This window comes from Rhodopseudomonas sp. BR0G17, assembly GCF_010907025.1.
In the GTDB taxonomy this organism is placed as follows: Bacteria; Pseudomonadota; Alphaproteobacteria; order Rhizobiales; family Xanthobacteraceae; genus Rhodopseudomonas; species Rhodopseudomonas palustris_H.
This window is the reverse complement of sequence record NZ_QUML01000010.1, coordinates 113,831-134,434: the sequence shown is the minus strand read 5'-3', so window position 1 is coordinate 134,434 and position 20,604 is coordinate 113,831. Positions and strand designations below refer to the sequence as shown.

The window sequence follows — 20,604 nt, the reverse complement described above, 5'->3', positions numbered from 1 at the left end:
GGCGAGCCATGCACGGGTTTCAACCGGGTGCGCGCCAGCCTGCGGCGGATTGACCTGTTCGGCGGCGCTTCCTACAACCCGGCTTCAAGTCCGGCGCCCCAGCCCGGATCGGCAAAATAGGGAGAGTTTCGATGGCCGACGTGTTTGTCTGCGACGCGGTGCGCACCCCGATCGGCCGTTACGGCGGCTCTCTCGCCAAGGTCCGGACCGACGATCTCGCGGCGGTGCCAATCAAGGCGCTGATGGCCAAGCATCCCGACATGGACTGGAGCGCGGTCGACGAGGTGTTCTTCGGCTGCGCCAATCAGGCTGGCGAAGACAACCGCAACGTCGCCCGCATGGCCGCGCTGCTGGCGGGCCTGCCGGACTCTGTGCCCGGACAGACCCTCAACCGGCTGTGCGCCTCCGGCCTTGATGCGGTCGGTGCGGCGGGCCGCGCGATCCGCGGCGGCGAGATCGATCTGGCGATCGCCGGCGGCGTCGAGTCGATGACCCGTGCTCCGTTCGTGCAGGGCAAGGCGACCGAAGCATTCGCCCGCACCGCCGATATCTTCGACACCACGATCGGCTGGCGCTTCATCAATCCGCTGATGAAGCAGCAATACGGCGTCGACTCGATGCCGGAGACCGGCGAGAACGTCGCCGAAGAATTCCAGATCTCGCGCGCCGACCAGGACGCGTTCGCGATCCGCTCCCAGCAGCGCGCGGGTGCGGCGATCGCGGCCGGTTACTTCGCCGAAGAGATCGCGCCGGTGACCTATGCGGGCGGCAAGGCTGGCCCGATCACGGTTGACAAGGATGAGCATCCGCGTCCCGAAACCACGCTGGAAGGCCTCGCCAAGCTGAAGCCGATCGTGCGCAATCCGGGCACCGTGACGGCCGGCAACGCCTCCGGCGTCAATGACGGCGCCGCGGCGCTCCTGATTGCCTCGGAGGCCGCGGTGAAGAAATACGGTCTGACGCCGCGCGCCAAGATTCTGGGCCTCGCCTCGGCCGCGGTGCCGCCGCGGATCATGGGCATCGGCCCGGTGCCGGCGACCCGCAAGCTGATGGAACGGCTCGGGCTCAAGATCAGCGACTTCGACCTGATCGAGCTGAACGAGGCGTTCGCCAGCCAGGGCATCGCCTGTCTGCGCCAGCTCGGCGTTCAGGACGACGCCGACTTCGTTAATCCGCACGGCGGCGCGATCGCGCTCGGCCACCCGCTCGGCATGAGCGGCGCCCGCCTGGCGCTGACCGCGGTGCACGGCCTGGAAAAGCGCGGCGGCAAACTCGCGCTCGCCACGATGTGCGTCGGCGTCGGCCAGGGCGTCGCGATGGCGATCGAGAAGGTGAACTAAAGAAGATGTTACGTCACTGCCGGGCTTGACCCGGCAGTCCATCCTCTTCGCAAATGCTTTCGTGAGGCGGGCTCGGCGCGCGATGGATGCGCGGGTCAAGCCCGCGCATGACGCTGGGGTGTGGGGCGGCGTCCCCGTGATCTACCTCGCACCGCTAGAGGGGAAGAGCTACTCCATCACCGCGGCATGATCGGCCGCGGCTTCGCTCTGCTTGCGCAGCGCGGCCTTGGTCGAGCCGATGATGATCGCCATCGGCACGGCGGCGGCGGTCAGGAACATCACCATCGCGTAGTCGTGCGAGAACGCGATGATCTGCGCCTGCATGGTGACGATCGCGTCCATCATCGCCTTGCCGGTGGTGGTCGACAGATCGATCATGCCGGTGACGTTGGGCATCTGCAGCGCGTCGTTGAACGGGTTGATGTGCTCGGTGAGGATCGCGTGCGCCGTGGTGGTGCCCGACGAGAGTTTGGCGATCACCACCGAAATTCCGACCGAGCTGGCGACATTGCGCACCAGCGTCAGCATCGCGGTGCCGTCGGTGCGGAGCTGCCCAGGCAGCGTCATGAATGCCACCGTCGACAGCGGCACGAACACCAGACCGAAGCCGAAGCCCTGAATGATGCTGGTGACCACTACGCTCGACACGCTGGTCTGGTCGGTCCAGCCGGTCATCACGTAGAGCGACGCGCAGGTCAGCGACAGGCCGGTGGCGATCAAGGTGCGGGCCTCGATGTAGCGCATGATCCGCCCGACGATCATCATCGCCACGAAGGTGCCGCAGCCGCGCGAGGCGAGTAGCAGGCCGGCGGTCATGATCGGGTAGCCTTCGACGTTCTGCAGGAACGGCGACGACAGCGCCATGGTGGAGAACAGCACCAGTCCCATCACGGTCATGAACACCACGCCGCCGACGAAGTTGCGGTCCTTGAAGATCGCGAACTGGATGAAGGGACGCTCGGTGGTGAAGGAGTGGGCGAAGAAGTAGTAGAACCCGACCACCGAGATGATCGACTCGATGATGATCTCCGGCGAGTTGAACCAGTCGAGCTGCTCGCCGCGGTCGAGCGCGAGCTGCATCGCCCCGATGCCGACCGCCAGCGCCGCGAAGCCGAACCAGTCGAACCGCAGTTCGTGGTTCTTGTCGGTCTCGTCCATGAACATCGCCAGGCCCAGCACCGTGATGGCGCCGAACGGCAGGTTGACGAAGAACACCCAGTGCCAGGAATAGGTCTCGGTCAGCCAGGCGCCGAGCGACGGGCCCATGATCGGCCCCATCATCACGCCCATGCCCCAGATCGACATCGCCTTTGCGCGCTCGTGCAGCGCGTAGCTGTCCAGCATCACCGCCTGTGACAGCGGCACCAGCGCCGCGCCGAACACCCCCTGCAGCAGCCGGAACAGCACCATCTGGGTGATGTCCTGGGCGAGCCCGCACATCACCGACGCGATCGTGAAGCCGGCCGAGCAGATGATGAAGATGCGCTTGCGGCCGAACCGGTTGGCGATCCAGCCGACCGGCGCCGTCATGATCGCGGCGGCGACGATGTAGGAGGTCAGCACCCAGTTGATCTGGTCCTGCGATGCGGAGAGCGAGCCCTGCATATAGGGCAGCGCGACGTTGGCGATCGTGGTGTCGAGCGCCTGCATGATCGTCGCGGTCATGGCGCAGATCGTCACCATGTTCCGGCGGAAGCCGGGGACCGCGTGAGATTGTGCCGCGCCCGCCATCGGTTAGTTGTGCTCCGGCTGGGCCGCGGCGGCGCGGCCGAAGCCGAACAGGCCGGCCAGCGACCGGCGGTGGTGGGTGTCGATCGCGACGTTGACGCTCATGCCGGCCTTCAGCCGCTTGATCATCGGATCGGTCTCGTCGAGCGTGATCCGTAGCGGCACTCGCTGCACCACCTTGACGAAGTTGCCGGTGGCGTTCTGCGGCGGCAGCACCGCGAATTGCGCGCCGGTGCCCGGCGACAGCGACGACACCCGGCCCTTGAACTGATGATCCGGGAAGGCATCGACATCGAGCGTCACGGTCTGGCCGACCGCCACATAGGTGAAGTCGCTTTCCTTCGGATTGGCGTCGACCCACGGCTGCGTCGTGTCGATCACGCTGAACACCGGCGTTCCGGCGGCGACGAAACGGCCGAGCTGAATGTTGTCGACCTGGGTGGCGGTGCCGCTCATCGGCGCCCGCACCGTCGACAGCCGCAGGTTACGTTCGGCGTCGTCGAGCGCCGCCTTGGCCTGGGCGTAGGCGGGGAATTTCTCGAGCGGCAGTTCGGGATCGCCGAGCAGTTGGTTGAGTGCGGTCGACTGCTGCTGCTTGACGAGCTGCAGCTGCGCCTGCGCGGTCACCAGCGCAGCGGTGGAGTTGTCGAGATCGAGCTGCGAGCCGGCGCGGCTCTGCACCAGCGAGGTCTTGCGCTCGACGTCGCGCTGCTTCAGCGCGATGCCGGCATTCACCAGGTCGATGGTCTGGCCGTACAACTTGACGTTGGCGACCAGATTGGCGTGGCTGGTCTTGGCGTCGGCGAGCTTGGCCTGGGCCTGCGCCACCGCGAGGCGGAACGGCACCGGATCGATCTGGAACAGCTCGTCGCCGGGCTGGACGCGCTGACCTTCCTTGACGGTCACTTCGACGATCTTGCCGGCGACGTCCGGCGTGATCAGCACCTTCTGGGCGCCGACATAAGCGTCGTCGGTGGTGACGTAGCGGCCGCCCTCCAGATAGAAGGTGATGCCGCCGATTAGCGCCACCATCGGCAGCACGACCAGCAGCAGCGGCCGCCGATAGCGACGCAGCGTGCCGCCGAGGCCGCGACGCGGACCGCCGCTCGCGGCGACGGACGGGGCGGCCGAAGGCTCCTTCTGCTCGGTCGGAAATTTCAGGGCCGGTTCAGCCATAGTGCTCCTCCCGTCGTTTTTCTTCGCGGTGGCAGTGCTGTTGGATCGCGCCACGCAAGTTTTCCTTGATGATCTGCATCTGCCGCACCAGGCGCTGGGCATCTTCCGGCGTCAGGCCGGCGAGCGCGGTGTCGGTGAGTTCGGCGCGGAGGCCGGCGAGCTTGCCGAGCAGCGGCCGCGCGGCTTCGCGCAGGTACAGCCGCTTGCAGCGCCGGTCGCTGTCGTCGCTACGGCGTTCCAGCCAGCCGTGGTCGCACAGCTTGTCGATCAGCCGAGTCAGGGTGATCGGCTGCAGTTCCATCTGTTCGGCGAGTTCGGACTGCTTCAGCCCCTCGGCGCGTTCCACCTTGGCCAGCACCGCCCATTGGGCGCGGGTGATGCCGTGCCGGGAGGCCTGCCTGTCCGCATAGGCGCGCATCAGGCGCTGCACCTCGGCAAAGGCAAAGATGAAGTTCTGGTCCTCCGGACCCCGGGTCATGGCGCCGCCTCCTAAGCTTTGCATAAGATAAGCAAGCTTATTATTTCTCAAGGCGCCGATTCGCATACGACAAATCCGAATTGCGCATGCCTCTCAAACCTGGGTCGGTCGCGAGACTTGAACGCGGCCCCGGTGTAGGATGTTGCTCGAACATGAGCCGGCCCGGTTGGCCGGCGCGTGAGTGTGATGGGCCCGATGACCGCATTGAAGCCGACCTTCCCCGCGCCGGGGCACGATCACGACCGCTGCTCCGCCGAAGGTCTGGAACACGCCGAGCGGGTCTGTGCCGGCCGCTCGCAAAACCTCACGCCGATCCGCCGCCAGGTGTTGCGCGCACTACTGTCCAGCCATCGGCCGCTCGGCGCCTATGAGGTGATCGAGGAACTGGCCCGGGACATGCCGCGTCCGGCGCCGATTACGGTGTATCGGGCGCTCGATTTCCTGATGCAGAACGGGCTGGTGCACCGGATCGAGAGCCGCAATGCGTTCCTGGCCTGCGGCCACGATCACGACGACGCTGCCACCGTCGCGTTCCTGATCTGCGAATGTTGCGGCTCGGTCGCCGAGGTCCCGGCCTCCGAAGTGACGCAGCGCCTCAACGAAGCCGCTCGTCAGACCGGGTTCACGCCGAAGATGTCGGTGGTCGAGATCACCGGCGTGTGCGGCCATTGCCAAGCCGCCTGACGCAGTTTACGCCTTGATCCATGGGAGGAGCGTGGCGCGCCAGCGCCCGCCACAACACGGCGAAAAGCCGGAGGCACCATGTCGGTCAAGACGTCACGCCGGACCCCGGCGATTCCCGCGCGCCTGATCATGAAGCCCCCGCGACCGCTGCGGTGAGCGGCACCATGGGACGTCCGCTGAGCGCCGGCGCGATCGCGCTGATGCTGCTGTGCTGCCTGTCGTGGGGCTTCAACCAGATCGCCGTGAAGCTGGTGCTGCCGGATATTCCGCCGTTCCTGCAGGCGGCGATCCGGTCGGCCGGCGCCCTGATCGTGATCTTGATTATCGCGAAATCGCGCCGGGTGAAGCTGTTCCAGCGCGACGGTACGCTGCGCGCCGGGCTGTTCGCCGGGGTGCTGTTCGGACTGGAATTCGTGCTGATCTATCACGGCCTGACGCTGACCACGGCGTCGCGCGCGGTCGTGTTCCTGTACACCGCGCCGTTCTTCGTCGCGCTCGGCTCGTACCGGCTGCTCGGCGAGCGGCTGCGCCGGCAGCAATGGGCCGGGTTGGCGCTGAGCTTTGCCGGGGTGGCGCTGGCGATCGGGGTGCCGCAGGCCGATGTCGACGCCAGCGTTCTGCTCGGCGATCTGATGCTGGTCGGGGGCGGTGCCCTGTGGGCCGCCACCACCCTGATCGTCAAGGGGACCCGGTTGCAGCGGGCTCCGGCCGAGAAGGGGCTGGCCTACCAGGTGGCGATGTCGGTGCCGATTTTGACCGGCGCGGCGCTGCTGTCGGGCGAAACCATCACTAAAATGCCCTCGACGCTGTCGCTCGGGCTGATGGCCTATCAGACCATCTGGGTGGTCGGACTGACATTTTTGCTCTGGTTCGGGCTGGTGAAGACCTATTCGGCCAGCAAATTGTCGGCTTTCACCTTCATTACCCCTTTATTCGGGGTGGCGGCCGGCTATCTGATCATGCACGACCCGCTGACCCCGGCATTCGGCGCCGCGGCGGTGCTGGTGATCGCCGGTCTCTATCTCGTGAACCGGCCGGCGCCAGTTCCTGCACCCAACGATCCATTGCTGAATGTCACCAAAACCTGATATTCGGACCGCCATGAACAAGCTCGAAAATCCGCTGCGAGACGACGTCGCCGGCCCCGCGCCGCGGCACCAAACCACCCAGGTCATGGTCGGCGATGTGGCCGTCGGCGGCGGTGCCCCGATCGTCGTTCAGTCGATGACCAATACCGACACCGCGGACATCGAGGGTACCATCAAGCAGATCGCCGCGCTGGCCCGGGCCGGCTCGGAGATGGTCCGGATCACCGTGGATCGCGAGGAGGCGGCCGCCGCCGTCCCGCACATCCGCGACGGCATCCGCAAGCTCGGCCTGACCACGCCGATCATCGGCGACTTCCATTACATCGGCCACAAGCTGCTCGCCGAATATCCGGCCTGCGCCGAGGCGCTCGACAAGTACCGGATCAATCCGGGCAATGTCGGCTTCAAGAACAAGCGTGACACGCAGTTCGCCGACATCGTCGAGATTGCGATTCGGAACAACAAGGCGGTCCGCATCGGCGCCAATTGGGGCTCGCTCGACCAGGAGCTGCTCACCAAGCTGATGGACGAGAACGCCGCGTCCGCCGATCCACGCGACGTCCGCGCCGTCACCCGTGAGGCGATGGTGCAGTCGGCGCTGCTGTCGGCCGCGCGCGCCGAAGAGATCGGCCTGCCCAAGAACAAGATGATCCTGTCCGCCAAGGTCTCGGCGGTGCAGGACCTGATCGCCGTGTACCAGGATCTGGCCTCGCGCTCCGACTACGCGATCCATCTCGGCCTCACCGAAGCCGGCATGGGCTCGAAGGGCATCGTGGCGTCGTCGGCGGCACTCGGCATCCTGCTGCAGCAGGGTATCGGCGACACCATCCGAATTTCGCTCACCCCTGAGCCCGGCGGTGACCGCACCCGTGAGGTCCAGGTCGCGCAGGAACTGCTGCAGACCATGGGCTTCCGCACCTTCGTGCCGCTGGTCGCGGCCTGCCCCGGCTGCGGCCGCACCACCTCCACGACCTTCCAGGAACTGGCGCGTTCGATCCAGGACTTCATCCGCGACGAGATGCCGGAATGGCGCAGCCGCTATCCGGGCGTCGAGAACCTCAACGTCGCGGTGATGGGCTGCATCGTCAACGGTCCCGGCGAAAGCAAGCACGCCAATATCGGCATCTCGCTGCCCGGCACCGGCGAAACCCCGGCGGCTCCTGTGTTCGTCGACGGCGAGAAATTCCGCACTTTGCGCGGCGAGAATATCGCGGCCGACTTCAAGGCGCTGGTGATCGACTACATCGAGCAGCGCTACGGCGCGACGCCGAATCCCGGCGCTGCCCAGATGGTGCCGGCGGCGGAGTAAGTCCCGGCCCCGGTTCGCGCTCTTATGCTGAGCGCGTGGGGTCGTGTCTTGCGGTGTGGCGGACGCTGAGGATGACGACTTCATCCTTTGCGTCGTCCACCTTGTGGAAGATCACGAACGGATAGCGGACGACGGATAGCGCACGGACGTGCGTGAAATCGGTCTTGTGGCCGGCCAGAGGAAACTCGCCCAGCAGGCGTGTTCGCTCCCAAATCAGGTCGGCAACCGCTTCGGCAGCGGATACATTGCGCTCAGCAATGAACGATAAGATCTCGTCGAGTTCATGGACCGCGTTGTCGGACCAGCGAACCTTCATGTCCGAAAGCGATTGAACAGCGCGGCCACCGTTTCATCGCTGGCAAGCCGGTTTTCTCGAAGGTCCGTTAGTCCGCGTTGGACGGCAATCCGATCACCATCGCTCAGCCGGTAAATGAGATCGTGGCGGGACTCGATCTCGGCGATCGAATCCAGCAGGTCCTGCTGGGCGGCCGTAGGCCACGTCGAGACCCGGTCGAGTAATAGTTCCAGCTCAGGTTTTTTCATGCGTGCAGATTAGCACGATTTCGACGATCAGGCAGAATTCGGCCGGCCCGGTCACTGCATGACGGCCTTACAACGGCGCCGGTCCGCTTTCGCGGTTGGCGAGACTGGCCTCCTCGAGGTCGAGGTCGCGCTCGATCCGGCGTCGCGCCTCGTCGGTAATCTTGCCGGCGCGGAGCTGGGCGTGGATGAATTTGCGCTCGACTGCGATCAGCTCGCGTACCAGGGCGATGCCGACTGCCGAGGCCTCATGCTCTGGTGAGCCGATCGGATCGGGCAGCAGGCTGGCGCGGGTCTGGTGCCGGGCGTGCAGCAGCTTCAGCACTTCGTCGGTCAGCTCACGATTGTCGGTAATCTTCTTCAGCGATGCCTGCGCGGCAGCTAGAGCTTCGCGGCGGGCGGTGATCTCGTCGTCGTGCTCGGCGATCTGCTCCCGGTGCCCGACGCGGGTGACGCCGAGCAGCTTCACTACGGCGGGCAGCGTCAGGCCGAGGCCGACCAGCGTGATCAGGATCACCCCAAAGGTGACGAACAGAATCAGATCGCGATACGGAAACGTCTCGCCGTTCGGCAACGCGTAAGGCAGCGCCAGCGCCGCGGCGAGCGACACCGCGCCGCGCACGCCGGTGAAGCCGATCACGAACACCGTGCGCCATGACGGATAGGGATCGCTCGCCCGCAAGCGGCGGCTGAGAAACCGCGGCAGATAGAACGCCGGATAGACCCAGATGAAGCGCGCGGCGATCACGATCGCGGCGACCAGCAGCGTCGCCGACAGGATGTCGCCGAAGGCAAATTCCTTCGACCGCTCCAGCAGCGCACGGAGCTGGAAGCCGGTGAGCAGGAACAGCATCCCCTCGATCAGGTAGATCACCAGATCCCAGAAGAAGATGCCCTGCAGCCGGGTCGCCGCCGAGATCAGCAGCGGGCCGTTCCACGAGATGTACAGGCCGCAGGCGACGGTGGCGATCACGCCGGAGCCGCCATGATGCTCGGGAATCCAATAGGCGATGTACGGCGTCAGCAGCGACAGCGTGATCTCGATCTGCGGGTCGCGCACCCAATGCCGCGCCCGCAGGCTGAGCCAGCCGACTGCGACGCCGAAGGCGAGTTCGCCCGCCATGATCGCCACAAAGGTGCCTGACGCTTTGGTCAGTGAGAACGCGCCGGTCATGATGGCCGCGACCGCGAAGCGGTACAGGATCAGTGCGGTCGCATCGTTGGCCAGCCCTTCGCCCTCCAGCACCACGACGATGCGCCGCGGCAGGCCGAGCTTGCGGGCGATCGCCAGCGGCGCCACCACGTCGGGCGGCGCGACGATCGCACCGAGCAGGAATCCGACCGACCACGGCAGGCCGATCAGATAGTGCGACGCCGCCGCGACCGCGAAGGCGGTGAAGATCACACAGCCGATCGCGAGCAGGCCGATCGCGCGCAGATTGGCGCAGAATTCGCGCCAGCTCATCGCCACGCTGGCCGAATAGATCAGCGGCGGCAGCACCAGCAGCAGGATCAGGTCCGGCGGCAGTTCGATCGCCGGCATTCCGGGAATGAAGGCCAGCGTGATGCCGGCGATCAGCAGCAGGATCGCCGGCGCGATGTTGACCCGCCGAGCCAGCAGCGCCGTTCCGGCCAGCACCGCGAGCAGCGTCAGAAAAATCTGGAACTTGGCTTCCACGTCACCACGCTGATCTCAAGTGCGCTTGCCGGCAAATGCTTGCATCGCGCGGAAGCTTGGTTCGGTCAAGCGGTAGCTGATTACGCATCAGGCGCAGCTCTTCGTAACACTACGTGCGACTTTCGTCTCAAACGCCTGCTGTTCAACTAACCAGCGATTTACCGTCGCTGTGGCGGCCTGAAGGTAATTATGCATTTGGCAATACTCCCCGCGTTTTGTTCAAGGTTATGGGGGTAGTCTCAGTCATCAGAACGGATGATCTGCTGGAGCCACAGGTGAGCGGGAGCGCTTCCGGTGGTGCGGCTGATCACGACCCGTCGCAGCGCACCGCTCAGCTGACGCTGGCGGCGTTCATGGCGATCGACATTGGGCTGGCGTTGATTTCGCCGGACGGCGAGATCGTGATGACCAATCCGACGTTCGATCTGGCGTTCGGCGCGATTCCCCGTGACCAGCTGCTGTCGCGGTTCGGCTTCGACCCCAGCTGCGACGACGGCAAGGCCTCGCGCCCGATCATTTTCCCGGACGAGCGGATCTACTGGATCGACATCACGGCATTTACCGGCGGCTGGCTGATCAGCGCCGCCGATATCAGCGAACGCCTGCGCCAGGGCATCGCCGGTGTCGAGCTGTCGCGGATCGATCGGCTGACCCAACTGGCGAACCGGCTGGTGTTTCACGAGCGGCTCGCCGATCTGCTGACGCAGCCCGCCGAGGTCCGCCGCGACGCCGCGGTACTGACGATCGATCTCGATCGCTTCAAGGCGATCAACGACACGCTCGGTCGCACCATCGGCGATGCATTGCTGTGCCTGGTCGCCAAGCGCATCAGCTCGGCGCTGTCGCCGAGTGACGTGCTGGCCCGGCTCGAGGCCGATGAGTTCGGCGTGATCCAGACCGGCCGTGATCAGCCCGAAGCTGCGGTGATCCTGGCCAAGCGGCTGGTCGATCTGCTGAGCCGGCCGTATCTGCTCGAAGGTCAGCTGATCAATGTCAGCGCCTTCGTCGGCATCGCGCTGGTGAGCGACGACGAGCTCGACGTCGACGGCGTGCTGAAGAACGCAGAATTGGCGCTGCATCGCGCCAAGCAGGAGCGCTACGCTGGTTATCGCGTGTTCGAATCCGCCATGGACGAGAGCATGCGAGCGCGGCGTGCGCTGGAGACCGATCTGCGCCGCGCGCTGGCGCTGCGCGAGTTCTCGCTGGTGTATCAGCCGCAGGTCAATCTTCAGAGCCGCCGGGTGGCCGGCTTCGAGGCGCTGCTGCGCTGGCGCTGCCCGACGCGCGGTCCGGTGTCGCCGCTCGATTTCATTCCGATTGCTGAAGAGACCGGGATCATCGGCCCGATCGGCGAATGGGTGCTGCGCACCGCCTGCCGCGATGCTGCGAGCTGGCCCGGCGACTACACGGTCGCGGTCAACATCTCGGCGATCCAGTTTACCAACCGGTCGCTGGTCGCGACCGTGGTGTCGGCGCTCGCCGACAGCGGACTGGATCCGCGGCGGCTTGAGCTGGAGATCACCGAAAGCGTGATGCTCGATGCCCGCGGCAATGCGCTGGCGGTGCTGCAGCAACTGCGCGGACTCGGCGTCCGGGTGTCGCTCGATGATTTCGGCACCGGCTATTCGTCGCTCGGCTATCTGCGCAGCTTCCCGTTCGACAAGATCAAGATCGATCAGTCGTTCGTGCGCGAGGCCTCGGATGATCGCGGCAACCGCGCGATCGTGCGGGCGATTGCCTCGCTCGGCGCCAGCCTAGGCATGGCGACGGTGGCCGAGGGCGTCGAAACCGAGGATCAGCTGGCGCGCGTCGCGGCCGACGGCTGCACCGACGTGCAGGGTTATCTGATCAGCCGGCCGCTCCCGCCGGGAGACATCGAGCATTTTCTCGCCGAAAGCCGCAACGTGATCGACGCGGCGACCGAAGTCAGCCTCTGAGGGGGAGCATCGGCCGATGCCGAGCGAGCTGTATCGCTGCGTGTATTACAGCAAGAACCTGATTGCCGGTGGCTCGCTGCGGATCGCCGAGGAGATCGAGTCGATCCTGGCGGCGGCCCGCCGCAACAATCCGCCGCTCTCGGTCACCGGCGCGCTGGTGTTCAATCGCGGCCTGTTCGCCCAGGTGCTGGAAGGGCCGTGCCCGTCGGTCGAATCGCTGTTCGAGAAGATTCTGCGTGACGCGCGCCATGGCGACATCCAGGTGCTCGGTTTCGGCGCCGCGCGCGAGCGGATGTTCAGCAACTGGTCGATGGCGTTTCTCGGGCGCTCGCGTGAGGACCAGGATCTGTTCGGCCATTTCGGCCGGCAGACCGGGTTCAAAGCCGAGCGGATCGAGGGCGACCGGCTGCTCGAGATCGTGCGCCATCTCGCTTTCGAAGAAGAAGCCCGCGCCGCCTGAGCGGCCGTGTCAGATCGCGCTGGCCGCGATGTTGACCATCAGCGCCACCAAGGCGGTGTTGAACACAAACGACACCACCCCGTGCGCGGTCGCGGTGCGGCGGATGGTCCGGTCGGTGATGCCGACGTCCGAGACCTGCGCGGTCATGCCGATCACGAACGAGAAGTACACGAAGTCCCAATAGTCGGGCTCAGTGTGCTCGTCGCTGCCCGGAAACGCCAGCCCGCCCTCGCGGTCGCCGCGATAATATTCGTGGGCGTAATGCAGCGCGAAGGTGGTGTGCACCGCCGCCCATGACAGCGCGATGGTGAAGGTGGCCAGCGCCAGCTCGGCGGCGCCGCGATGCGCGTTGCCGAGTTCGGAGACGATCGCCGCGATGCTGGCGTAGGCGCCGAACGCCGTCACCATCAGGATCAGGAAGCGGCCGTCGTCCTGCCATACCGCGTTGCGGCGGATATAGGCGACGCCGCAGCGCGCCATCATCGAATAGGCCAGCACCAGATAGACGACGATCGACACGTCCCAGCCGATCAGCGCCCGCGTCACCGGCCGCAGCCACGCCGGCAGCAGCAGCACCGCGGCGATGCCGACCGCGATCGAAGCGAACAGCCGCGGCCGCGAATACACCAGCCGGACGACGCGCGGCAGCTTTCGAAACCGAAGCAGCCGCGCATCGTCGTCCGGGTGATGGGTCATGCGGCGATCAGTTCTTCCGCTCCGCCACGAACCGGGCGGCGGCGCGCAGCACGTCGCCGCGGTCGCCGAACGGCGCCAGCGCCTGGTCGGCACGCGCGATCAGGTCGCGCAGCCGCTGCTTGGCGCCGTCGATGCCGAGCTGAGTCACGAAGGTGGTCTTGCCGAGCGCGGCGTCGGCGCCGGCCGGCTTGCCGAGCGCTTCCGCGTCGCCTTCGACGTCGAGCAGATCGTCGGCGATCTGGAACGCCTCGCCGAGCGCGCGGCCGTAATCGTCAAGCGCGCGATACTGGTCGGCGTTGGCCTGGCCGAGGATCGCGCCGGCGACGCAGCCATAGCGGAGCAGGGCGCCGGTCTTCATCTGCTGCAGCCGTGCGACATCGACCGGCTCGCGGTCGCCGAACCGGCCTTCGCCGGCAAGGTCGAGCATCTGGCCGCCCACCATGCCGCCGAGGCCCGCGCAACGCGCCAGCACCCGCGTCAGCAGCAGCCGCACCGTCGGATCCTTGTGCACCTCGTCGCGGGTGACGATGTCGAACGCGAAGGTCAGCAGCGCGTCGCCGGCCAGGATCGCGGTGGCGTCGTCATAGGCCTTGTGCAGCGTCGGCCGGCCGCGGCGCAGATCGCTATTGTCCATCGCCGGCAGGTCGTCGTGGATCAGCGAGTAGCAATGGATGCATTCCAGCGCGGCGCCGACCAACAGCGCGGCGTCGCGATCGATGCCGAACACCGCAGCGCTCTCGACCGCCAGGAACGGCCGCAGCCGCTTGCCGCCGCCGAGCGTGGAGTAGCGGATCGCCTCCATCAGCCGGCGCGGCCGGGCGATCTCGTCGGACATCAATTCGTCGGACAACAGCCGGCCGAGCAGCGCTTCGGTATCCTCGGCGGTGGTGTCGAGCCGCTTGGCAAAGTCGATCGTGGAAGTGCCGGTGGCCATTCGGAAGTGCTCCAGATAAAATTCGGCCGGACCATTCATCATGGCACCGGCTTCGTCAATTCGGCGGAGGGCAAGGGGCCAGGCCATCACCGGGAGCGATCGTGTCTGATCCCGTTGCGTTTGCGCCTCGCACCAAGCGTGTGGTTCGCATTGTCATCCTCGCAGGGCTCGCGCTGCTGGCCCTGCCTTATCTGCTCACCATCCTGTATGGCGGCGGCCAGCCGGTTTCGACGCTAATGCTGTGGCGCTGGGCCACCGGCGCGCCGGTCAGCCGGACCTGGGTCGATATCGAAGCCATCTCGCCGGCGCTGCCGCGCAGCGTGGTGGCGGCCGAGGACGCCAAGTTCTGCAGCCATCACGGCATCGACTGGGATTCGGTGCGCGACGTGATCGACGATATGCAGGACGGCGAGGCCAGCCGCGGCGGCTCGACCATCACCCAGCAGGTCGCCAAGAACCTGTTCCTGTGGCCGGGGCGCAGCGTCATCCGCAAGGCGCTGGAGGCGCCGCTGGCGCTGTGGATCGACTTCGTGCTGCCCAAGCAGCGGATCCTCGAAATCTATCTCAACATCGCCGAATGGGGCCCGAGCGGCCAGTTCGGCGCGATGGCCGGCGCCGATTACGCCTTCGGCCGCTCCGCCGCGCAATTGTCCGCCAAGGAGGCCGCGCTCCTGGCCGCGATCCTGCCCAATCCGAAGATTCGCAGCGCTCGCGCGCCCGGCCCCGGTGTCCGCCGGCTTGCCGCCACCTACGTCGCCCGCGCCCGTGCGGCGGAGCTGCGGCAGTGCTGGCGGGAAAATCGCGAGTCGTGACGACGGTTTGGGGCGCATTTTGCGCGCCGACCGCCCTAGCATTCCGATCCGGCTTCCGTTATAAGCCCGGCCTTACGCATTTCGCCTGCGCGCAAGCGGGCCGTCCAAACGCGGACGCCGAGACCGATTTCGCCAGGGAACCTCCGTTAAGGATTACCGATATGGCCGTTCCGAGAAGAAAAACTTCGCCCTCGCGGCGTGGCATGCGCCGGTCCGCGGACGCGATCAAGCGCCCGACCTATGTCGAGGACAAGGATTCCGGCGAACTGCGCCGCCCGCACCATCTCGATCTCAAGACCGGGATGTATAAGGGCCGCCAGGTTCTGAAGAAGAAGGATTCCTGAGCTCTCGCTCGGATCCTTGAGTCGGCGCCGCATGTCGGGTGGTTTCGGCCACGCTCAGACAAGATGCCGCGTCGCGCTCGCGGGAAGGACGCAAGTGTCGGCCGCGCACGCGCGGCGGCACATCGCGCAATGCGATCCGCCCGATGCCTGAATTCGTACCAAGTGTTGCGTTAGGGAGTTGACGTCCGCGTCCGGACGATCGCCCACTCGCGTCCGGTCGTTCTGAACCACAGGCTTCGCCGATGTCGATTATCGGTTTCCCGCTGCTGCTGATCCCGGTCGCGATCTGCAACATCATCGTCTTCCTGATGCCGGGATTGGCGTTCGACGCGGCGATGACCCGTGTCGTGCTGCCCTCCGGCGCCACTTGGACGATCGCGCTCGGCGATATGCTGGTGGCGCTCGGCGTGCTGCTGCTGCTGCCCGAAGTGATGAAGGCGGCCCGGCCCGGAGCCAAATACCTCACCGATCATCTGCTGTCGCTGCTGGTGCTCGCCGGCATCACGGCTGAATTTGTGATGCTGCCGCAGTTTGCCAATGCCACGGTGGCTCTGCTGGCGCTGCTGGCGCTGGTCGATTTTCTCAGCGGCATCGCGCTGCGCAGCCGGCATAGGCGCGAAGCCCGCGCGGCGCGTGCCGCCGCCAAATCGTCTGCCGAGATCATTGAAGACGAGCCGGAGCAGCCAGCGCCGGTTGCCGAGCCGGCACCGGTGGTGGTGCCCGCGACCGAGCTGGCGCCGCAAACGGTCGAGCCGGCTTCTGCATCTGCCGCTTCCGCGGCGTCGATCGCCGAGGCGGTGCTGCTCGATCGCCCCGAGCCGGTGAAGCCGGCCGCGACGGCGAAGGACGAGGAAAAGTCGCCGGCGCGCTGAGCCGCGCGTAGGCGATCAGGACATTCGCTGGGTTCGGAAGCCGGTGGGCGGCGCCGTGAAGGCGTGGCCGGTGGTCGAGCGGTACGCCGCATTGGCGTGGCCGGGCTCGGCCCGATTGCAGTCCCGGGTCTGCGGATAGCCGCCGTCGATCGCCATCAATTGGGCCACGAAATTCGACGACGGCCGCACCAAGCGATCGGTGTAGCGGGTCCGCATCGGCGGCGGCGTCACTGGGATCGGCAACGGCTCGATCAGTTCGCCCTCGGCGCAATCCGGCTCCGCCGAGGCGGCGTGGACGTCGCTTCCATCGTCGATCCAGACCTTCGCCATTGTCGCACCTACGCTTACTTGTCTCGTTTCGGGACGGGTCTCCCCGTCCTGATGGCGTCGTCGCAAGTCGTGTGCCGGAGCCTCCACCTCGTAGTATGCCGAGGCTCGGCTTTCCGTTCCTGCCCCGGAATCCGAATTGGTTTCCAATTTCTTTATATTATCGACCTAGCGTTGGGATGTTCGGCCGACCTATCCTGCACAGGAGAATCACCTGACAGCGTCCCGAAACGAGGCAGTCGTGTCGTCCGCCGCTCCTGCGCCACGCTCATCGACCGCGCAGACCGCGACCGCGTCTGATCCGTCGCTGCTGTCGCTGCTCGGCCAAGCCGCTTTCGTGTGGGACCTCGAGTCCGATGCCTTGAGCTGGACCGGCCGTGTCGGCGAGCTGTTTCAGGACATTCCGGCCGAAGCGCTGGCCTCCGGCGCGAGCTTTGCGGCGATGCTGGAGCCGTCCCGCGCGATCCGGTCTGAAGCTTTGCTCAATGGCGCTGCCGCCGTCGGCCCCGGCTGCGTGCCGTACCGGATCGAATACGGCATCCGGGCTTCCACCTCGGCGCCGGTCAGCTGGATCGAGGAGACCGGGGTTTGGTTCGCCGGTCCCGACGGCCGCCCGGTGCGGGTCGAGGGCATCGTCCGTATCAACAACGAGCGCCACGCCCGCGACGAGCAGCTCCTCAAGCTGTCTCAGCACGATCCGCTGACCGGCGAACTCAACCGCACCCATCTGATCGCCGCGCTCGCCGAAGCGATCGAGGAAGCGTCGCGCTTTCGTACCAACCTGTCGTTCATGCTGGTCGGGCTCGATCATCTGGCGCGGGTCAATGATTCGTTCGGCTTCGACGTTGCCGACGAAGTGATCTCGACCATCGCCGGCCGGATCCGCAGCCGGCTGCGCGCCGGCGATCAGCTCGGCCGGTTCTCCGGCAACAAATTCGGCCTCGTGCTGAAGAACTGCACGGTCGACGACGCGCATATCGCGGCCGAACGATTCCTTGCCGCGGTGCGCGACGAGATCGTGCCGACCAGGTCCGGCCCGGTGTCGATCACCGCGTCGATCGGCGCGGTCAGTGCGCCGCGCCATGCCCGCACCGCCGATGAAGCCATCAACCGCGCCCAGGAGGCGCTGGCCGCCGCCAAGCATCGGCGCGCCGGCTCGTTCGCGATGTGGCGGCCGAATGTCGAGCGCGACACGCAGCGCCGGGTCAACATCCGCGTCACCGACGAGATCGTCACCGCGCTGAACGAGCGTCGCATCGTGCTGGCCTACGAGCCGGTGGTCGACGCAGCCTCGCGGGTGCCGGCCTTCCACGAATGCCTGGTGCGGATGAGGACCGACGACGGCCAGGTGCTGCTCGCGCCTGATATCGTGCCGGTGGCCGAGCGGCTCGGGCTGATCCGGCTGGTCGATCATCGCGTGCTCGAACTGGTGGTGGCCGAACTCGCCTTGGCGCCCGGTGTCGCCCTCAGCCTCAATATCTCGCCCGACACCACCATCGATGCCGATTGGTGGGCCGGAATCGAATCGCTGATGCTGGCGCATCCCGGCATCGCCGAGCGGATGATCGTCGAGATCACCGAGACGGTGGCGATCCCCGACCTCGACGAGGTGCGCGGCTTCGTCAACCGGCTGAAGACGCTCGGCGCCAAGATCGCGATCGACGACTTCGGCGCCGGCTATACGTCGTTTCGCAATCTGCGCGCGCTCGGCGTCGACATCGTCAAGATCGACGGCGCCTTCGTGCAGAACATCGCGCGGTCGGCCGACGACCGTGCCTTCGTGCAGACGCTGATCGATCTGGCGCGCCGGCTCGGGATCAAAACCGTGGCCGAATGGGTGCAGGACGAAGAGTCAGCGCAGCTGTTGCGCGACTGGGGCTGCGACTACATCCAGGGCCGGCTGATCGGACTGGCGTCGCAGCAGCGGCCGTGGCCGATCGTCGCCGAAGCGGCTGCGGGCCTCGCCGGCAAAGCGGTCTATTAGAAAGCCGTCGATTAGCAAGGCTAAGCGAGCGACCGGGCACCGCGAGCGTTGGCCGGCCTGGCTTAAACTCTCGTGAGAGATCATCGAGGGTTTCCGGTTCTGATCCGATCAGAACCGGAAAGATGCCTGAGCAGCAAACCTCGCTGCTATTCGTCTTTCTTCGGCTGCTCGAGCGACATCCGCTCCAGCCGGTCCTGCATCTCTTTCATCTGCCGCCGCAGATCTTCGATGCTGTCGGCGCCGCCGCTGGTTTCGGCCGGTACCTCGTCGGTCGATTCGTGGCTCGGCGGGCGCGGCACGAACATCGAGAAGGTCTGCTGGAACAGCTCCATGTTGCGGCGGACGGTCTCTTCCAGCGGCGCGAACGGTGTCAGGCTGAAGGTCGACGCCATCTGCTTGCGGAATTTTTCCTGCTCGCGCGTCAGCGAATCGATCGACTGCTCCAGATACTTCGGCACCACCATCTGCATGCTGTCGCCGTAGAAGCGGATGAGTTGTCGAAGGAAGGTGGTCGGCAGAAGGTTCTGCCCGGCCTTGTTCTCTTGCTCGAAGATGATCTGCGCGAGCACGCTTCGGGTGATGTCGTCGCCGGTCTTGGCGTCGTAAACGAGGAAGTCCTCGCCGTCCTTGACCATCGTGGCAAGGTCTTCGAGCGTCACGTAAGTACTGGTGCCGGTGTTGTAGAGTCGCCGGTTCGCGTATTTTTTGATCGTGGTCGGTTGGTCTGATTTCGCCATGTCACCCACACACACGGAGGATAAGGAACCCGCCGCCTCCCGACAGCAGGCTGAGACGCAATGCAATAAAGTAAGCACTTTCAATGCACCTCGGCTACCGTTTTGTGCGCCGCCGCCAGGCAGAGTGAATTTATCGGCATCGCAGCACCAACATGCGTGTGCCGGATTGACACGCCGCCGCCGGCTTCACAGGCTGTGCGCCGACACCGGCACGCCAACCAGGCCCCCGCCGTCCAAGAGACCGTCAAAAACTCAAGCCCAGGAGATGTCCATGTCGGACGATGTCGTCATCGTCAGCGCCGCACGCACCGCTGTCGGAAGTTTCAACGGCGCCTTCGCCAATACGCCGGCGCACGATCTCGGCGCGGTCGCGATCAAGGCTGCGCTGGAGCGCGGCGGCATCGATCCGGCGCAGGTTTCTGAAGTGATCATGGGCCAGATTCTCACCGCCGGTCAGGGGCAGAACCCGGCGCGGCAGGCGTCGATCGCGGCCGGTATTCCGGTCGAGAGCCCGGCATGGGGTATCAACCAGCTTTGCGGCTCCGGTCTTCGCTCGGTCGCGCTCGGTTACCAGGCACTGATGAACGGCGACTCCGATATCGTCGTTGCCGGCGGCCAGGAATCGATGAGCATGGCGCCGCATGCGCAATATTTGCGCGGCGGCGTGAAAATGGGCGCGGTCGAACTCGTCGACACGATGCTCAAGGACGGCCTGTGGGATGCCTTCAACGGTTACCACATGGGCAACACCGCCGAGAACGTCGCGCGGCAATGGCAGATCACCCGCGACCAGCAGGACGAATTCGCGGTGGCTTCGCAGCAAAAGGCCGAAGCCGCGCAGAAGGCCGGCAAGTTCAAGGACGAGATCGTGCCGGTTACGATCAAGACCCGCAAGGGCGACATCGTCGTCGACACCGACGAGTATCCGCGCCACGGCGCCACGATCGAAGCGATGGCCAAGCTGAAGCCGGCGTTCGAGAAGGACGGCACGGTGACCGCTGGTTCTGCCTCGGGCATCAACGACGGCGCGGCGGCAGTGGTGTTGATGACCGCCAAGCAGGCGGAGAAGCTCGGCAAGAAGCCGCTGGCCCGCATCGTGTCGTGGGGGCAGGCCGGCGTCGATCCGAAGATCATGGGCTCTGGTCCGATCCCGGCGTCGCGCGCGGCGCTGAAGAAGGCCGGCTGGTCGGTCGGCGATCTCGATCTGATCGAAGCCAACGAAGCGTTCGCGGCGCAGGCCTGTGCGGTGAACAAGGATCTCGGTTGGGATACTTCTAAGGTTAACGTCAATGGCGGCGCGATCGCGATCGGTCATCCGATCGGTGCGTCGGGTGCGCGCGTCCTTGTGACGCTGCTGCACGAGATGCAGAAGCGCGATTCGAAGAAAGGTCTTGCCACGCTTTGCATCGGCGGTGGCATGGGCATTGCGATGTGCCTCGCGCGCGATTGATCGCGCGTGTCGCGACGATGTCGCGATACA

The 20,604-nt window shown here is 66.0% G+C and carries 21 protein-coding genes; 11 read left to right on the top strand and 10 right to left on the bottom strand.

All coding sequences use genetic code 11. The annotated features are described in order from the left end of the window. Nucleotides 1–131 precede the first annotated feature (131 nt). Nucleotides 132–1,340 (top strand): 3-oxoadipyl-CoA thiolase, encoded by a 1,209-nt coding sequence (pcaF, locus tag DY467_RS10595; protein WP_107354039.1) that lies wholly within the window; start codon nt 132–134, stop codon nt 1,338–1,340. Nucleotides 1,341–1,508: 168 nt separating this feature from the next. Here the strand turns inward: pcaF and DY467_RS10590 are convergent, their stop codons facing one another. Genes DY467_RS10590 through DY467_RS10580 form a run of 3 tightly spaced genes read right to left on the bottom strand, consistent with a single transcriptional unit; the run spans nt 1,509 to nt 4,722 of the window. After that, nucleotides 1,509–3,071: an MDR family MFS transporter gene (locus DY467_RS10590; RefSeq protein ID WP_107342726.1), complete on the bottom strand. Its 1,563-nt coding sequence runs from the start codon at nt 3,069–3,071 to the stop codon at nt 1,509–1,511. 3 nt (nt 3,072–3,074) lie between these two features. Further along, entirely contained in the window at nt 3,075–4,244 is a 1,170-nt protein-coding gene (locus tag DY467_RS10585) for an HlyD family secretion protein (protein WP_164635877.1), read from the bottom strand. Beyond that, the gene (locus tag DY467_RS10580) at nt 4,237–4,722 is read right to left on the bottom strand and encodes a MarR family winged helix-turn-helix transcriptional regulator (protein ID WP_107342728.1); all 486 of its coding nucleotides are present in this window, start codon (nt 4,720–4,722) and stop codon (nt 4,237–4,239) included. The genes DY467_RS10585 and DY467_RS10580 overlap by 8 nt, the downstream gene beginning before the upstream one ends. A gap of 195 nt (nt 4,723–4,917) precedes the next feature. Here DY467_RS10580 and DY467_RS10575 point away from each other — a divergent pair, with 195 nt between their 5' ends. From DY467_RS10575 to ispG, 3 genes are all read left to right on the top strand, one after another. After that, a complete protein-coding gene (locus tag DY467_RS10575) occupies nt 4,918–5,406 on the top strand; it encodes a Fur family transcriptional regulator (protein ID WP_107354042.1) in 489 nt (162 codons plus the stop codon). A gap of 164 nt (nt 5,407–5,570) precedes the next feature. After that, nucleotides 5,571–6,494 carry a DMT family transporter gene (locus DY467_RS10570; RefSeq protein WP_164635875.1) on the top strand — a complete coding sequence of 308 codons (924 nt, stop codon included), beginning with the start codon at nt 5,571–5,573 and terminating at the stop codon, nt 6,492–6,494. Between the two features lie 13 nt (nt 6,495–6,507). Further along, nucleotides 6,508–7,803, top strand: a complete 1,296-nt coding sequence (gene ispG / locus DY467_RS10565) for a flavodoxin-dependent (E)-4-hydroxy-3-methylbut-2-enyl-diphosphate synthase (RefSeq protein ID WP_164635873.1) — start codon at nt 6,508–6,510, stop codon at nt 7,801–7,803. A 22-nt stretch (nt 7,804–7,825) separates the two neighbouring features. On the opposite strand, the gene DY467_RS10560 is transcribed toward ispG, so the two are convergent. From DY467_RS10560 to DY467_RS10550, 3 genes are all read right to left on the bottom strand, one after another. Then, complete coding sequence (locus DY467_RS10560; protein ID WP_164635871.1) at nt 7,826–8,119, bottom strand: type II toxin-antitoxin system RelE/ParE family toxin; 294 nt, start codon at nt 8,117–8,119, stop codon at nt 7,826–7,828. Beyond that, nucleotides 8,116–8,346 (bottom strand): hypothetical protein, encoded by a 231-nt coding sequence (locus DY467_RS10555; protein WP_164635869.1) that lies wholly within the window; start codon nt 8,344–8,346, stop codon nt 8,116–8,118. The genes DY467_RS10560 and DY467_RS10555 overlap by 4 nt, the downstream gene beginning before the upstream one ends. A 67-nt stretch (nt 8,347–8,413) precedes the next feature. Next, nucleotides 8,414–10,021 carry a Na+/H+ antiporter gene (locus DY467_RS10550; protein WP_164635867.1) on the bottom strand — a complete coding sequence of 536 codons (1,608 nt, stop codon included), beginning with the start codon at nt 10,019–10,021 and terminating at the stop codon, nt 8,414–8,416. A 353-nt stretch (nt 10,022–10,374) separates the two neighbouring features. On the opposite strand from DY467_RS10550, the gene DY467_RS10545 reads away from it, so the two are divergent. Both DY467_RS10545 and DY467_RS10540 read left to right on the top strand, forming a co-directional pair. Beyond that, nucleotides 10,375–11,958 (top strand): putative bifunctional diguanylate cyclase/phosphodiesterase, encoded by a 1,584-nt coding sequence (locus DY467_RS10545; RefSeq protein WP_502706444.1) that lies wholly within the window; start codon nt 10,375–10,377, stop codon nt 11,956–11,958. 16 nt (nt 11,959–11,974) lie between these two features. Beyond that, the gene (locus DY467_RS10540; protein ID WP_164635863.1) at nt 11,975–12,418 is read left to right on the top strand and encodes a BLUF domain-containing protein; all 444 of its coding nucleotides are present in this window, start codon (nt 11,975–11,977) and stop codon (nt 12,416–12,418) included. Between the two features lie 9 nt (nt 12,419–12,427). Here the strand turns inward: DY467_RS10540 and DY467_RS10535 are convergent, their stop codons facing one another. Next, nucleotides 12,428–13,114 (bottom strand): DUF1345 domain-containing protein, encoded by a 687-nt coding sequence (locus DY467_RS10535; RefSeq protein WP_107342737.1) that lies wholly within the window; start codon nt 13,112–13,114, stop codon nt 12,428–12,430. 7 nt (nt 13,115–13,121) lie between these two features. Beyond that, nucleotides 13,122–14,048, bottom strand: a complete 927-nt coding sequence (locus tag DY467_RS10530; protein WP_164635860.1) for a polyprenyl synthetase family protein — start codon at nt 14,046–14,048, stop codon at nt 13,122–13,124. Between the two features lie 101 nt (nt 14,049–14,149). Here DY467_RS10530 and mtgA point away from each other — a divergent pair, with 101 nt between their 5' ends. From mtgA to DY467_RS10515, 3 genes are all read left to right on the top strand, one after another. Beyond that, on the top strand, nt 14,150–14,860 hold the full coding sequence (gene mtgA, locus DY467_RS10525) for a monofunctional biosynthetic peptidoglycan transglycosylase (RefSeq protein ID WP_164635858.1): 711 nt from the start codon (nt 14,150–14,152) through the stop codon (nt 14,858–14,860). Nucleotides 14,861–15,021: 161 nt separating this feature from the next. Continuing rightward, nucleotides 15,022–15,204 carry a 50S ribosomal protein L32 gene (gene rpmF / locus DY467_RS10520; protein WP_011156094.1) on the top strand — a complete coding sequence of 61 codons (183 nt, stop codon included), beginning with the start codon at nt 15,022–15,024 and terminating at the stop codon, nt 15,202–15,204. 242 nt (nt 15,205–15,446) lie between these two features. Then, entirely contained in the window at nt 15,447–16,076 is a 630-nt protein-coding gene (locus DY467_RS10515) for a hypothetical protein (protein WP_107342739.1), read from the top strand. 15 nt (nt 16,077–16,091) lie between these two features. Here the strand turns inward: DY467_RS10515 and DY467_RS10510 are convergent, their stop codons facing one another. Further along, nucleotides 16,092–16,406: a hypothetical protein gene (locus DY467_RS10510; RefSeq protein WP_107342740.1), complete on the bottom strand. Its 315-nt coding sequence runs from the start codon at nt 16,404–16,406 to the stop codon at nt 16,092–16,094. A gap of 238 nt (nt 16,407–16,644) precedes the next feature. Here DY467_RS10510 and DY467_RS10505 point away from each other — a divergent pair, with 238 nt between their 5' ends. Next, complete coding sequence (locus DY467_RS10505; RefSeq protein ID WP_164635856.1) at nt 16,645–18,387, top strand: EAL domain-containing protein; 1,743 nt, start codon at nt 16,645–16,647, stop codon at nt 18,385–18,387. A gap of 146 nt (nt 18,388–18,533) precedes the next feature. Here DY467_RS10505 and phaR read toward each other — a convergent pair whose 3' ends face one another. After that, on the bottom strand, nt 18,534–19,124 hold the full coding sequence (gene phaR / locus DY467_RS10500; protein WP_042440735.1) for a polyhydroxyalkanoate synthesis repressor PhaR: 591 nt from the start codon (nt 19,122–19,124) through the stop codon (nt 18,534–18,536). A gap of 271 nt (nt 19,125–19,395) precedes the next feature. Between phaR and DY467_RS10495 the strand changes: the two genes are divergently transcribed. Continuing rightward, nucleotides 19,396–20,574, top strand: a complete 1,179-nt coding sequence (locus tag DY467_RS10495) for an acetyl-CoA C-acetyltransferase (protein WP_164572244.1) — start codon at nt 19,396–19,398, stop codon at nt 20,572–20,574. The last annotated feature ends 30 nt before the right edge of the window (nt 20,575–20,604 follow it).